Source organism: Xanthomonas protegens (assembly GCF_038442435.1).
Lineage (GTDB): Bacteria > Pseudomonadota > Gammaproteobacteria > Xanthomonadales > Xanthomonadaceae > Xanthomonas_A > Xanthomonas_A sontii.
Genome location: NZ_JAQJCQ010000007.1, coordinates 98,922 through 112,302, shown reverse-complemented (window position 1 = coordinate 112,302; position 13,381 = coordinate 98,922). Strand labels below are relative to the sequence as shown.

Annotated in this window: 12 protein-coding genes; 9 read left to right on the top strand and 3 right to left on the bottom strand. The window is 70.9% G+C overall.

Annotation, left to right across the window (positions count from 1 at the left end):
* Nucleotides 1-71 precede the first annotated feature (71 nt).
* The gene (locus PIQ37_RS10130; RefSeq protein ID WP_342073369.1) at nt 72-974 is read left to right on the top strand and encodes a LysR family transcriptional regulator; all 903 of its coding nucleotides are present in this window, start codon (nt 72-74) and stop codon (nt 972-974) included.
* A 119-nt stretch (nt 975-1,093) separates the two neighbouring features.
* Here the strand turns inward: PIQ37_RS10130 and PIQ37_RS10125 are convergent, their stop codons facing one another.
* Entirely contained in the window at nt 1,094-2,182 is a 1,089-nt protein-coding gene (locus tag PIQ37_RS10125) for an alkene reductase (protein ID WP_342073368.1), read from the bottom strand.
* A gap of 263 nt (nt 2,183-2,445) precedes the next feature.
* On the opposite strand from PIQ37_RS10125, the gene PIQ37_RS10120 reads away from it, so the two are divergent.
* Nucleotides 2,446-3,648 carry an MFS transporter gene (locus PIQ37_RS10120; RefSeq protein ID WP_017914391.1) on the top strand — a complete coding sequence of 401 codons (1,203 nt, stop codon included), beginning with the start codon at nt 2,446-2,448 and terminating at the stop codon, nt 3,646-3,648.
* A 23-nt stretch (nt 3,649-3,671) separates the two neighbouring features.
* Here PIQ37_RS10120 and PIQ37_RS10115 read toward each other — a convergent pair whose 3' ends face one another.
* Nucleotides 3,672-4,667 carry a tetratricopeptide repeat protein gene (locus tag PIQ37_RS10115; RefSeq protein WP_342073367.1) on the bottom strand — a complete coding sequence of 332 codons (996 nt, stop codon included), beginning with the start codon at nt 4,665-4,667 and terminating at the stop codon, nt 3,672-3,674.
* A gap of 618 nt (nt 4,668-5,285) precedes the next feature.
* On the opposite strand from PIQ37_RS10115, the gene PIQ37_RS10110 reads away from it, so the two are divergent.
* The 5 genes from PIQ37_RS10110 to PIQ37_RS10090 all read left to right on the top strand — a co-directional run bounded on the left by PIQ37_RS10110 (nt 5,286) and on the right by PIQ37_RS10090 (nt 8,911).
* Nucleotides 5,286-5,741 (top strand): PA2169 family four-helix-bundle protein, encoded by a 456-nt coding sequence (locus PIQ37_RS10110; protein ID WP_041500455.1) that lies wholly within the window; start codon nt 5,286-5,288, stop codon nt 5,739-5,741.
* Between the two features lie 143 nt (nt 5,742-5,884).
* A complete protein-coding gene (gene thpR, locus PIQ37_RS10105) occupies nt 5,885-6,505 on the top strand; it encodes an RNA 2',3'-cyclic phosphodiesterase (protein ID WP_342073366.1) in 621 nt (206 codons plus the stop codon).
* Nucleotides 6,502-7,101: an HD domain-containing protein gene (locus PIQ37_RS10100; protein ID WP_342073365.1), complete on the top strand. Its 600-nt coding sequence runs from the start codon at nt 6,502-6,504 to the stop codon at nt 7,099-7,101. Before thpR ends, PIQ37_RS10100 begins: the two co-directional genes overlap by 4 nt.
* A gap of 78 nt (nt 7,102-7,179) precedes the next feature.
* Nucleotides 7,180-7,365 (top strand): oxidoreductase-like domain-containing protein, encoded by a 186-nt coding sequence (locus PIQ37_RS10095; RefSeq protein WP_342073364.1) that lies wholly within the window; start codon nt 7,180-7,182, stop codon nt 7,363-7,365.
* Nucleotides 7,366-7,510: 145 nt separating this feature from the next.
* On the top strand, nt 7,511-8,911 hold the full coding sequence (locus PIQ37_RS10090) for a virulence factor family protein (protein WP_407136588.1): 1,401 nt from the start codon (nt 7,511-7,513) through the stop codon (nt 8,909-8,911).
* Between the two features lie 252 nt (nt 8,912-9,163).
* On the opposite strand, the gene mprF is transcribed toward PIQ37_RS10090, so the two are convergent.
* The gene (gene mprF / locus PIQ37_RS10085) at nt 9,164-11,728 is read right to left on the bottom strand and encodes a bifunctional lysylphosphatidylglycerol flippase/synthetase MprF (protein WP_342073362.1); all 2,565 of its coding nucleotides are present in this window, start codon (nt 11,726-11,728) and stop codon (nt 9,164-9,166) included.
* A 497-nt stretch (nt 11,729-12,225) separates the two neighbouring features.
* On the opposite strand from mprF, the gene PIQ37_RS10080 reads away from it, so the two are divergent.
* Together PIQ37_RS10080 and PIQ37_RS10075 are read left to right on the top strand one after the other, a co-directional pair.
* Complete coding sequence (locus PIQ37_RS10080) at nt 12,226-12,918, top strand: DUF998 domain-containing protein (RefSeq protein ID WP_342073361.1); 693 nt, start codon at nt 12,226-12,228, stop codon at nt 12,916-12,918.
* Nucleotides 12,915-13,259 carry a RidA family protein gene (locus PIQ37_RS10075; RefSeq protein ID WP_017910151.1) on the top strand — a complete coding sequence of 115 codons (345 nt, stop codon included), beginning with the start codon at nt 12,915-12,917 and terminating at the stop codon, nt 13,257-13,259. The genes PIQ37_RS10080 and PIQ37_RS10075 overlap by 4 nt, the downstream gene beginning before the upstream one ends.
* Nucleotides 13,260-13,381: the final 122 nt, after the last annotated feature.

Here is a 13,381-nt window from a genome sequence, read left to right as displayed (position 1 = left end):
GGGGAACGACAGCGTGGACGCCTGCCGATTGCGGAAAAAGATGGGTAAAGTTCCTCGCTGCGAGGACGCGAATGTCCGCAATCGATGGCGCTGCGATGGACAGTCTGGGGAGCCTGCGTGGCTTCGTACAGGTGATGGAGAGCGGCGGCTTCGCCGAGGCCGGGCGGGCGCTGGGCCTGTCCGCATCGGCGATGGCCAAGAGCGTGGCGCGGCTGGAACAGTCGCTGGGGGTGCGTCTGTTTCATCGCAGCACCCGCAGCCTGACCCTGACCGCCGAAGGCCAGCTGTTCCTGCCGCGCTGCCGGCGCATCCTGGCCGAGGTCGAGGCGGCGCGCGGCGAGCTGGGAAGCCTGGCGGCGACGCCGAAGGGGCGGCTGCGGATCAGCCTGCCGATGAACAACAACGTGCTGCTGCCGGTGCTGGGCGACTTCATGCGCGCCTATCCGCAGGTGCAGTTGGACCTGGATTTCGACGATCGCCTGGTGGACGTGATCGAAGAGGGGTTCGATGCGGTGTTGCGCGTGGCCGAGCCGGACGATTCGCGGCTGGCCTCACGCCGCCTGGGCAGTTTCCGCCGCTGCCTGGTGGCCTCGCCCGATTACCTGCAGCGCTGCGGCACGCCGTTGCGGCCGGCCGACCTGCTGACACACCAGTGCCTGCACTACCGCTTCCGCAGCAGCGGGCGCCTGGAAGCCTGGCCGCTGGGTGCGGCGGCGGCTGACCTGTCGTTGCCGGTGTCGATGGTGTGCAACAACATCGAGACGCGGCTCAGCTTCGCTGTGCGCGGCTGTGGCATCGCGTTCCTGCCGGAGCACTCGGTGCGCGCGGAACTGGCGGCCGGCACGTTGCGCACGTTGCTCGACGACCATGTCGACTCCACCGGCACCTTCCATTTGCTGTGGCCGTCGAGCCGGCACATGCTGCCGAAGCTGCGCGTGTTCGTCGATTTTCTCGGCGAGCGATTGATGTTCTAGGCTACAGGAATCGCCCAATGGCGTTGGCAGCGGCATGGCCGGGTGCCGCACGCAGATCCGATGTGCGCGGCCTTGCGACTGCAGGCTGCGGCACCTGTGCCGCAGCCTGCGCAGCGGGTTCAATCCAGCGTCGGGTAGTCGGTGTATCCCTTGGCACCGCCGCCGTACAGCGTGTCGGCGTCCACCTGGTTCAAGGGCGCGTCGCGGCGCAGCCGTTCCACCAGGTCCGGGTTGGCGATGAACGGGCGGCCGAACGCCACCGCGTCGGCGCGGCCGGAGGCCACGGCGTCTTCGGCCAGTGCCTTGTCGTAGCCGTTGTTGACCAGCCACGGACCGTGGAACTTGGCGCGCAGCGCCGCGTAGTCGAAGGCGATGTTGTCGCGCGGGCCGCCGGTGGCGCCCTCGATCACGTGCACGAAGGCCAGGCCCAGGGGGTCCAGGCGTTCCACCGCGCGCTCGAACAGCGGCTGCGGATCGCTGTCGCGCGCATCGTTGGCCGGAGTCACCGGCGACAGGCGCACGCCGGTGCGGTCGGCACCGATCTCCTGCGCCACCGCCTGCACCACTTCGAACAGCAGGCGGGTGCGGTTCTCGATGCTGCCGCCGTAGGCGTCGTCGCGGTGATTGCTGCCGTCGCGCAGGAACTGGTCGATCAGGTAGCCGTTGGCGGCATGCACTTCCACGCCGTCGAAGCCGGCGGCGATGGCGTTGCGGGCGGCGCGGCGGAAGTCCTCGATCAGCGCGGGGATTTCGTCCAGGCGCAGTGCGCGCGGGGCGGAGACGTCGGTGAAGCCCTCGGCGGTGAAGGTCTTGGCATCGGCGCGCAGCGCGCTGGGCGCCACCGGCGCGGCGCCGCCCGGCAGCAGGCTGACGTGCGAGATGCGGCCGACGTGCCACAGCTGCAGCACGATCTTGCCGCCACGGCGATGCACTTCGTCGGTGACTTTCTTCCAGGCCGCGACCTGCGCGTCGCTGTAGATCCCCGGGGTGTCCTTGTAGCCCTGGCCCATCGGGCTGATCTGGGTCGCCTCGGCGATGAGCAGGCCGGCGCTGGCGCGCTGGCCGTAGTACTCGGCGGCCAGCGGCGAGGGGATGCGGCCTTCGCCTTCGGCACGGTTGCGGGTCAGGGGCGCCATCACGATGCGGTTGGCCAGTGCGATCGCGCCCAGGCGCAGCGGCGTGAACAGCGGGGAAGCGGTGTCGGTCATCGGTGGGTCTCTTGGTGGTGGGGTGGGGCGGCCGACCCTACAGCGGGGCGCTGCAAGGCGGCGTGCGTGCAGGACATGGGGGCGCGTGCGGCGGTTTCGCGGCGGTGCGGTGGGACAGTGCGTTGCTGCGGCGGCACCTTCGCGAGGGCATCGCCGCCCCGGGCGCCGCCAGCGGCACCACGCAACGCGGCGTTGCGCAGGTGGGGCTGCAGGGCTTGCTGCGATGCACAATAATGGGCGGCCCTTTCCTTCGGGACGTGCGCATGACCTCATCCGCCACGGCGCCGCTGTCGCGGCGCGGCTACGTGCTGATCCTGTTCGCGCTGGCGATGGGCGGTTTCGCGATCGGCACCAGCGAGTTCTCCACCATGGGCCTGATGCCGTACATCGGCCGTGGCCTGGTCATCGATGCGCCGCAGGTCGGGCACCTGATCAGCGCCTATGCGCTGGGCGTGGTGGTCGGTGCGCCGCTGCTGGCGATCCTCGGCGCGCGCTGGTCGCGCCGCGATCTGCTGCTGGCGCTGATGGGCTTCTATGCGTTCGGCAATCTCGCCAGCGCGGTGGCGCCGGACTATCACAGCATGCTGCTGGCGCGCTTCGTCGCCGGCCTGCCGCATGGCGCCTATTTCGGTGTGGCGACCCTGGTGGCCGCGTCGATCGGTCCGCCCGACCAGCGTGGCGCGGCGGTCAGCCGGGTGCTGCTCGGCCTCAACCTTGCGGTGCTGGTCGGCAACCCGCTGGCGACCTGGCTCGGCCAGGTGGCGGAATGGCGCTACGCCTATGCCCTGGTCGCGGCGATCGCGGTGCTGACGGTGGTGCTGGTGTGGCGACTGCTGCCGGCCGATCCGCAGGAGGCGCGGCCCTCGCCGTTGCGCGAACTGCGCGCCTTCAACCGCACGCAGGTGTGGCTGGCGCTGGGCATCGGCGCGATCGGTTTCGCCGGCATGTTCTGCGTCTTCAGCTATCTGGCACCGACCCTGATGGAGGTCACCGGCGTGTCCGAACACTGGATCCCGGTGGCGATGGGCGCATTCGGGCTGGGCGGGCTGCTCGGCAATCTTGCCGGCGGCTGGCTGTTCGACCGGATGCAGTTCCGCGCGGTGCCGCTGGTGCTGCTGTGGTCGCTGGCGGTGTTGCTGGTGTTCCCGCTGGCGGCCACTTCGCCGTGGGCGGTGCTGCCAGCGGTGGTCGCGGTCGGCAGCATGGGCGCGCTGGCGCCGGTGTTGCAGACCCGCCTGATGGACGTGGCCAGCGATGCGCAGACGCTGGCCGCCGCCTCCAACCATGCCGCGTTCAACCTGGCCAACGCGCTGGGGCCGTGGCTGGGTGGCATTGCGATCGGCGCCGGCCTGGGCTGGACCTCCACCGGCTATGTGGGCGCGGCGATGGCCGTGGGCGGCCTGCTGATCTACCTGTGGGCGCGCCAGGCGGCACGGCGTGGCGCCTGCGCGCACGCGGCCGGCTAGGCGAGGACACGCCCTGTGCTGCGCTAGCGCAGCGGCCGCGCGGCCGAGGACAGCCGCCGCAACGCGTCCAGCTTGCCCTGGTAGCGGGGTTGGGTCGCAGGATCGGCGTGCGCCATGGCCTCGCGCAGCGCCGCGGTGGCGCGGCGGGTGTCGCCGCTGTGCAGGTAGGCGCGGGCCAGGGCGAAGTACAGCAGGTGGGCGCCGTCGTACAGGTGCAGCGCGTGACGGTAATAGGCGATGGCCGCGGCGTAGTCCTGGCGTCGCTCGGCGTCGTTGCCGAGCAGGTATTGCTGGAACGGATCGCGCTGGCGCACGCGTTCCATCTGCCGCTGCAATGCGGTCTCGCGCGCGCCGTCGCCCAGGCGCCGGGCCAGGCCGACCGCATTGGACAGCGCCGGCAGATGCTCCGGATCGATCGCCAGCGCCTTGGCGTAGTCGCGCGCGGCGGCGGCGCTGTCGCCATCGCGCATCGCCAGCACGCCCTGGTTGTTCCAGGCCCCGGCAAAGCGCGGGTCCATCTGCAGCGCCATCGCCAGATGCGCGCGCGCGCCGGTGAGGTCGCCGTCGACCAGCAGCTCGGCGCCGCGGTTGTTGTAGTAGTGGGCGAGGGCGCGGCGATCGGAAATCGGCTGCGGCCCGCGCCGGTCCATCAGCACGCTGCGGTCCAGGTCGATGCTGCCGCGCCCGCTGTCCACGCGCACGCCGGCGTTGACGTGGCCGACGTTGTACAGCGCATTGCCGTCCTCGTACCAGCTCAGTACGCGGCGCACTTCCTGGACCTGCGCCTGCAGCCCGACGTCGCGCGCCATCGCCACGAACAGCAGGGTGAAGGACAGGCAGTTGACGTGGCGCGTGGCGTAGCTCTCGGCGACGCTGTGGGTGGCCTTGGGGTCGTACTGCAGGTCCAGGCCGTTGGCATCGAAGGCCAGCGCCACCAGTTGCTGCAGGCGGTGTTCGGCGTCGGCGCTCCGGTCGATGCGTTGCTGCAGCAGCGTATGCAGCGCCGGCGGCAGCTGCATGATCTGCTCAGGGGTCGGAACGGCGGCTGCCGCGGTAGTCGTCGCCGGAACCGGCGGGGTCGCGTCTCTCTGGACGGTCGCTGCCGTGTGCGAGGAAGGCCGCGACGGTGTGGGCGGCGACGGGGCGGCCGTGGCGGCGGCGAGCAGGGCGAACGCGGTCCAGGCGAACATGACGCACCTCGCGGTGCCCTGCAGTGGCGAGGGCTCGCCTGCACTATAGGCCCTCGCTGGCGAGACAGGACGGTCACCGTGACGGTGCCGACGAGCGGTCTTCGGCCGGCGCGATCGATGGCGGCGGTCATCCACAGCCGCTGTGGACGAACGTGGGCAACCATGTGGATAAGTCGCTGCCGCCCAGGCGCCGCAATACGCGCAGACAGGATGGTGAAAACTTCACCACATATCTGACTGCGCACTGCGGCCCATGAACGCGTGTTCACCACGGGCAATGCGGCGTGACGAGCGAGCGCCGATGGCTCACGTGCGCTTTATGCCGTTCTGCCCAGCATCGCCAGCACCACGCAACGCGGCAATCCTCTCGACCGCGCCGTGCGATATCCAGGTTCACCCCCGTGTGCCCGTTGCGCGATATCGCTGGCCTCGCCACAGGAGTTCCCCATGAGCATTCAGAGCAAGACCACGCATAGCCTCAACGACCTCATCGCCATTTCCCGCGACGGCAAGGACTTCTACGAAGAAGCCGCGAAGAAGGTGGGCGACGCCGAGCTGTCCGCGCTGTTTCTGCGCATCGCCGGCGTCAAGTCGGACATCGTCAGCAGCCTGAGCGCGGTGGTGCAGTCGGTCGGCGGCAAGCCGGAAGAGCACGGCACCATGGTCGGCAGCATGCAGCAGATGTACGGCAAGGTCCGTGCCGCGCTGGGCGACACCAAGTACGGCTATGTCGCCGAGCTGGAAGAGTCCGAAGATCGCCTGCTGAAGGCCTTCAACGAGACCATCGCCGACGCCGACACCCCGGTCGCCGCGCGCGATGCCGCCACCCGTCTGCTGCCGGAAGTGCGCGCCTGCCACGACGTGATGCGCACCCGCAAGCACGCGATGAAGAACGCGGCTTAAGCGCCGCCCGCCGCTGGCCCGGCGCGCCGCATCGCGGCGTTGTCCGGGTCGGCGCGCCGATGGTCTGCAGCGGGACGGTGCGCTTGCTACCATGCGTGCTCGACCGCTGCCCGACCTGATCGCGGCGTTTGCCGCTTCTGCCCATGTGTCCCGATGCTGCGCCTGCCGGCGCCCAGTTTTCGCTCGGTTTCGATGCGCCTGCCGCACGCGAAAGCCTGTTCTTTGCGCTGCTGCCCGACACGCAAACCGCGCAAGCGGTGCACGGCCTTGGCCAGCAACTGTGCCAGGCGCATGGTCTGCATGGGCGTGCGCTGCCGCCGGAGCGCCTGCATGTCACCTTGCACTATCTCGGCGAATACGCCGGCATCCCGCCACGACTGCTGCAACAGGCCTGCGCTGCCGGGCAGGCGCTTGCGGCCGCACCGTTCGCACTGGCATTCGACCAGGCAGTGACCTTCGACAGCCGCGCGCGCAGCCGGCCGCTGGTGCTGCGCGGCGATGGCGAACCCGCTCCGCTGCTGGCCTTGCGTCATTCGCTGCAACAGCAGTTGGCCCGACAGGGCGTGGCGCCGCGCGCCGACGGCGCCTATCTGCCGCACATGACTCTGGCCTATGTCGATCAGGCGCTGGCGCCGCAGCAGGTGCCGGCGCTGTATTGGCAGGCGACGTCGCTGAGCCTGATCCGCAGCGTGCAGGGTCAGGGCCGTTACCTGCACGAAGCCAGCTGGCCGTTGCGCACCGACCCTGCGCAGCGCGACCCATGAACGCGGCGCCGCTCACCCTGCCCGAGGCGCAATGGGCGCTGCTGCGCGCGGCCTACGCCGAGCCGCCGCGGGCGTACCACCATTTCGGCCACGTCGAGGCGGTGCTGGCGCACTACGCCGAGGTCGCCGCCGACACCGGCTGGCGGCAGCCGCGCGAGGTCTACCTGGCCGTGCTCTATCACGATGCGGTCTATCGCGCCGGCCGCGGCGACAACGAAGCGCAGTCCGCGCGCCTGGCCGAGGCGGCGATCGCGCAGTGGCTGCCGGACGCCGGGGTGGAGGCGGCGCGGGTGGCCGCGCTGATCGAACTCACCGCGCGCCACGGGCAACTGAGCATCGACTCGGTGGATGCGGACGCAGCGCTGTTCCTGGATTGCGACATGGCCATCCTCGGCGCCGCGCCGGAGGCCTTCGCCGCCTACGACCGCGCCATCGCCGAGGAGTACCGCGGCGTGGTGCCGGGCTGGTTGTACCGACGCAAGCGCCGCGCTTTCCTGCGCACCGTGCTGGCGCAACCGCGCATCTTCCTCAGCGAGCGCTTCCACGCGCGCTACGACGCGGCCGCGCGCGCCAACCTGCGTCACGCCATCGGCTGACGGGCCGCGGGCCGCGGCTTGCGCCGCCTTCTTCTACACTGCCGCGCCGGTCTGCCCCGGCCGCCACCACGGAGCCTCATGTCCGACCCTGCCGCCAACGCCGATCCCCGCCCGCAGGCGCCGCTGCCGCCAGGCCCCAGCGACTGCTGCGACAGCGGCTGCCCGCTGTGTGTCTACGACCTCTACCACGAGGAGCTGGAGCGCTACCGGCAGGCGCTGGCCGCCTGGCGGCTGCGCCATCCCGGCGCCGACGCGGAGGCCTGACAGGCCTGCCGGTGCAGGCGCTGGCGCAGGTCCGGCGTACCTGGCATGAACCGCAGGGCGCGCCGCGCTTCGCGCCGCCGCCGTTCGGGATTATCTTTACACGCCTTTTCAGGATTGCCGGATGATGCAGAAGCGTGGCGGTTGGATGTGGGGATGTGCATTGGGCGGACTGCTGGCGGCCGGTGTCGCCGGCGCAGCACCGGGCGCTGCGGCCACCGCCGCGCCGCGTGCCGGCGCACCGGCCGCGGCGCCGGAAAAGCTCAGCCACGGCCGCTTCGAGCAGGTGCCGGTGCTGTTGCCCAAGGGCAACGCGCAGCGCGTGGTGCTGTGGTTCGCTGGCGGCAAGCACGCCGACGCCGAGCGCATGCGCCAGATCGAGGCGCTGCGCGACGACGGCGCCATGGTCGCGGTGATCGACAGTGCGCACCTGCAGGCGGTGCTGGCCAAGATCGACGGCACCTGCGGCTTCTCCGCCGGCGACGTGGAGAATTTCTCGCGCTACGTGCAGGCCTATTTCCACGTGCCGACCTACCACCTGCCGTTGCTGGTAGGCGATGGCGACGGCGCCGCGCTGGCCTATGCGGTCGCCGCGCAGGCGCCCAAGCATCTGCTGGCGGGCCTGCTGACCGAGGATTTCTGCCCGGTGCAGGTGCTCGACGACCAGATCTGCGGTGCCGGCATCACCGCGCCGGCGCGCGCGCTGCAGCCGACCGGGCTGCCGGTGCCGTGGCTGGCGGCGCTCGACGCCAAGACCCGCCGCGACCGTTGCACCCAGCAGAGCGATGCGTTCCTGCAGAAGGTGGCGCAGGCGCGGCAGTTCCGCCGCAGCGCCAGCGGCGATGCGCTGCCGGGCCTGCGTGCGGCGGTGCGTTCGCTGGGCGACCGGCCCGGCGTCAGCCTGCCGCCGACCCCGGCCGACCTGGCCGGGCTGCCGGTGGTCGAAGTGCCGGCCGCCGCGGGCGCGGGCGATGCCGACAACGGCAACGTGTTCGCGATCTTCGTCTCCGGCGACGGCGGCTGGGCCGGGCTCGACCAGCAGGTCGCCGGCGCCCTGGCCAAGGCCGGCATCCCGGTGGTGGGCGTGGATTCGCTGCGCTATTTCTGGAGCGAGCGCACCCCGCAGGGCTTCGCCACCGACCTGGACCGCATCTACCGCCACTACAGCCACCTGTGGCAACGCGGCCGGGTGGTGCTGATCGGCTTCTCGCAGGGCGCCGACGTGCTGCCGGCCGCCTACAACCAGTTGCCGGAAGCGATGCGCGACCAGGTGCAGCTCACCGCCTTGCTGTCGGTCGGCAAGACCGCCGACTACGAGTTCCACGTGTCCAACTGGATCAGCTCCGGCGACGACGGCCTGCCGATCGCCCCGGAAGTGGCGAAGATGCCGCCGGCGCAGACCCTGTGCATCTATGGCGAGGACGACGACGACGCGCTGTGCCCGGACCTGCCCAAGGGCGGGGTACAACTGGTCAAGCTACCCGGCGACCATCATTTCCAGGGCGACTACGCGACGCTGGCCAAGCAGATTCTGCAGCGGATTCAGTAGGAGCCGGGATTGGGGAGGCGGGATTGGGGATTGGTGGGCTGGTCGTGGGTGCGGGCTTGCGCGCTCGCGTCGTTGGCCGCCGTACCCTCACCCCAACCCCTCTCCCGGGGGGAGAGGGGCTAGCGCTGTTCCTTCTCTCCTCGGGAGAAGGTGCCCCGAAGGGGCGGATGAGGGTACGGCGCGAAGCCTCGCAATGCCCGGGCAAACGGGGTAGCTGGGCGAATCCCCAATCCCAACTCCCCAATCCCCGCCTCACTCCGGCTTGCGTGGATCCAGCGAAATCAACCGGGTCACGTCCAGCAGGGCGGCGGGCAGGTGCATGCCGCCGGGGGCGGCGAGGTAGCGGGTGCGCCAGGCGGGGGCGAACTTGGACTTGAAGCGGCGCAGGCCGGTGAAGCCGTAGAAGCGTTCGCCGTGGCGCACGATCAGGTTGCCGAAGCGGTTCCAGCGGCCGGCCAGGCGGTGCTGGGCCAGGCCCGACAGCGGCGCCATGCCCAGCGAGAAGCGCTTGTAGCCCTGGTCGCGGCCCCACAGGAACAGCTCGATGAACAGGAAATCCATCGTGCCCTTCGGCGCATCGGCGATGTGCCGCATCAGGTCCACCGACAGCTCGTGGCCGGCCGGGGCCTGCCACAGGTTGGCGAAGGCCACGACCTTGCCTTCGAACTCCACCACCGCGATCGGGAAGCGGCGCAGGTAGGCGGGGTCGAAGCTGCCCAGCGAGAAGCCCTTCTCGGCACCGGCCTTGTCTTCCAGCCACTGCTGCGAGACCTCGGCCAGCACCGGCATCAGCGCGTCCACCGCGTCGGTCTCGACGATGCGGAAGCTCAGCCCGCTGCGCTTGCCGCGGTTCCAGGCCTGGCGCAGGTCGGCGCGGTCGCGGCCTTCCAGGTGGAAGCCCTCCAGCGACACCATCGCTTCCTCGCCGAGCTTGACCAGGGTCAGGCCCAGGTCCAGGTAGGTCTGCCAGTGCTGCTCGCCGACCTGGTAGAACACCGGGCGCAGGCCCATGCGGTCGGCTTCCTCGCGGAAGCGCCAGATCAGCGCGCGGGCCACTTCCGGCGCGCCGACCGGGTCGCCCATCGCCACCAGCGAGCCGCCGTAGCGCTGCATCATCACGAAGCCGGGGCCGTCCTCGGCCTGCAGCAGCGCCTTGTCGCCGGTCAGCACCAGGCAGGCCTGGGTGTCGGTGGCTTCGGCCAGCACCGGCGCCAGCGCGTCCAGCTGCGCGCCATCGGCCGGCGGCAACGGCGAGCGGGTGCTGTGCAGCAGCCGCGCCAGCCCGAACACCACCACCGCCACGCTGACCAGCAGCACCGCGCGCAGCGCGCGTGGCGCGTTGGCCGAGGTGGCGAACTCCCACCACAGCTCGTTCTGGTATTCGACGTGGCTGTAGACGAAGAACAGCAGCCAGATCGTGGCGATCAGCACCAGGCCGAGGTTGCGCAGCCACGGCCACGACCAGGCCTCGTCGAGCAGGGCGCCCTCGCGGTAGAACTCGCGGCGCGCGCCCCACAGGCCGACCGCCACCACCAGCGAGGACAGCGCCACCGAGACGTGGCCGCCGCGCAGCCAGGCCGGCAGCGGCAGCAGCACGCAGATGCCGATCGCCAGCACCCAGGCCGCATGGCTGCGCCGCTGCAGGCCCTGGCCGATCAGCAGCAGCACCACGCCGCCGAGGCTGGCCAGCAGGTGCGAGGTTTCCATGATCGACAGCGGCGCCATGTCCTGGCGACGCTTGGGCGTGGGCAGGGTGCCGTCGATGACCAGCGCCGCGCCGACCGCGAACACCGCCAGGGCGATGATCTGCGGCAGCCACGGGCGCAGCGTGCGCCAGGCAACGCGCACGCCGCCGGCACTGGCGGCCAGCGGCCGGCGCAGGCCTGACAGCGACGCCATCAGCACCGACAGCAGCAGCGGCACCACGTAGTAGGTGATGCGGTAGATCAGCGCCGCCGCCAGCACCGCCGCCGGGGCCACGCCGGGCAGCAGCTTGAGCAGGCTCCACTCGAACACGCCCAGGCCGGCCGGCACGGTCGAGACCAGACCCGCCACCACCGCGACCAGGTACAGGCCGACGAAGCCGATGTATTCGATGCCCGATTCATTGGGCAGCAGCACGTAGAACGCGGCGCTGGCCAGGCCCAGTTCGACCACGCTCAAGGCGGTCACGCCCAGGGTGGTGCGCCGGTCCGGCAGCCACAGTTCATGGCTGCGCCAGCGCAGGGTGCGGCCGTCGCGGCCGGCCAGCAGCAGCATCGTCGCGAAACCCGCCAACAGCGCGATGCCGATCACCCGCACCGCGGTCGCGCCGACCGGCAGCGCCAGCGCCGCCGCGGCCGGCTCCAGGGTCAGGGCCAGCGCCAGCAGCAGCCACGCGCCGAACACGAAGCCGAGCGTGCTCATCAGCACCACCTGGCCGATCTCGGCCAGGCTCAGTCCGACCCGCCCATAGCCGCGCAGGCGCACCGCGCCGCCGGTCAATGCGGCGAAGCCCAGGGTCTGCCCGACCGCGTGCGCCAGGAACGCGGTGATGCTGATCCGCATCGGGTGCAGCTTGCGCCCGCTGCGGCGCAGGCCGACGGCATCGAAGCCGATCAGGCAGGCGTAGCTGCTCAGGCCCAGCAGGAGCGTCAGCACGATCTGGCTGAGGCTCAGCTGGTTGAAGGCGTGACGGATCGCACTGTAGCCGTGGGTGCTGAACTCCGTGGCCAGCGCATGCAGCGCCAGGGCCAGGATCGCCAGGCTGGCCAGCACCGGCAGCGCACGGCGCCAGCCGGGAGTGGGCGCTGCAGTGGAGGGCGCGGCGTCGGTCATTGCGGACGGACGGCGGCGAGGCGCGACGGCGCACGGTGCGCGGTGCGCGACGCGGCCGGAGCGGAAGTGCGGGTGAAACGAAGACGGGCCATCGCGATACCGGTTGGGTGGGAGCGTGTTGCGAACATTGACAAGGCTATGGACAGGTGGCTACGACGCGGTGTGTGAGGTCCCGGGGCAAGGCGGGTTGCTCCGGCCTGTCGCGCAATCCCTCGATGCACGCAACGTGCCACGTCCCGGCAGCAGAGCGATCAGCGGCGCGAAGCCGGCCCTGCGCGGGTTGGCTTGGTGCCATCCCAGGCCGCGCGTCGCAGCGCATACCGATTCCCCCATCACCATGCCGCTCCTCTCACCGTGCATCACGCGCTCTAGGCTATACCGGCCGTGCCGGCGACGCGCATGATAGTGGAATCGCACGTCGCCACGGCGTCGGGACCGCGGCAGGGGCCGTGGCCGGTGCATGTGGCGACGGTCTGTGTCGGTTCCGGAGCCTGTCGATGCCGTTGTCCGCATCTCCCTTTCCCGCGCCGCCGCGCTGGACGCGCTTGGCCGGTGCCGCGGCGCTGCTGCTGGCGCTGCTGTTCCTCGGCGTGGCCATGGCATTGCAGGTCGTGCGCGCCGATCTGCACTGGCAGCAGGCCACGCTCAGCCAGTACCTGCATGGGCCCGGCGGCCTGCTGCTGCGCACCGTCTACGTCCTGCTGGCCGTCGGCGTGGTGGCGCTGGCGGCCGGGCTGTACGCGCAAGCGCCGCCACGCGCGCGCAGCGGCGCGCCGGTAGTGCTGTTCGGCTGCGCCGCGCTCGGCCTGTGCGGCGTGGCGATCGGCGACAGCTATCTGCCGCAGCGCGCGCCGCTGCTGGCGCCGCTGGTGCACGGGTTATCCGCGCAGACCGCGTTCCTGTGCGTGACCACGGCAATGTTGCTGCAGAGCGCGTGGCTGCGCCGGCAGGCAGCGTGGCGCGGCCGCGCCGGGCCGCTGTTGCTGCTGGCGGTGCTGGCGTTCGTGGCCCTGTGGGTGCACGTGCTGTGGCGCGCGCCGCCACGCGGGCTGACCCAGAAACTGCCGATCGTGCTGATCCTCGCCTGGCTGCTGCCGGTGGCGTACCGCGTGTGGCGGCCGGTGCCTGCAGCCGCGGCGCAATCGCGCGACAATGGCGCGGTCTTCCCACTACAGGACAGCGCATCATGATCCAGCGTTTCGATACCGGCCCGCGGATGTCGGAGATGACCGTGTACAACGGCGTGGCCTATCTGGCCGGGCAGATCGCCGACGATACCAGCGAAGACATCGCCGGCCAGACCCGCCAGGTGCTGGCCGCGATCGACCGGCTGTTGGCGCTCGCCGCCACCGACAAGAGCCGGATCCTGCGTGCGGAGATCTTCATGACCGACCTGGCCGAGTTCGCCGAAATGAACAAGGTCTGGGAAGAATGGGTCAGCCCGGGCAACACCCCGGCCCGCGCCACCGTGCAGGCCAAGCTGGCCGACCCGGCCTGGAAGATCGAGATCGTCATTACGGCGGCCGCCTGAGCGGCCGGGATTCGTGATTGGGGATTCGTCGTGCCCACCACGACGTCGCCTGCATATCCCCTGATCCTCGTAGGAGCGGCTTCAGCCGCGACGGGCATTACCGGTAAGGCCGGTCGCGGCTG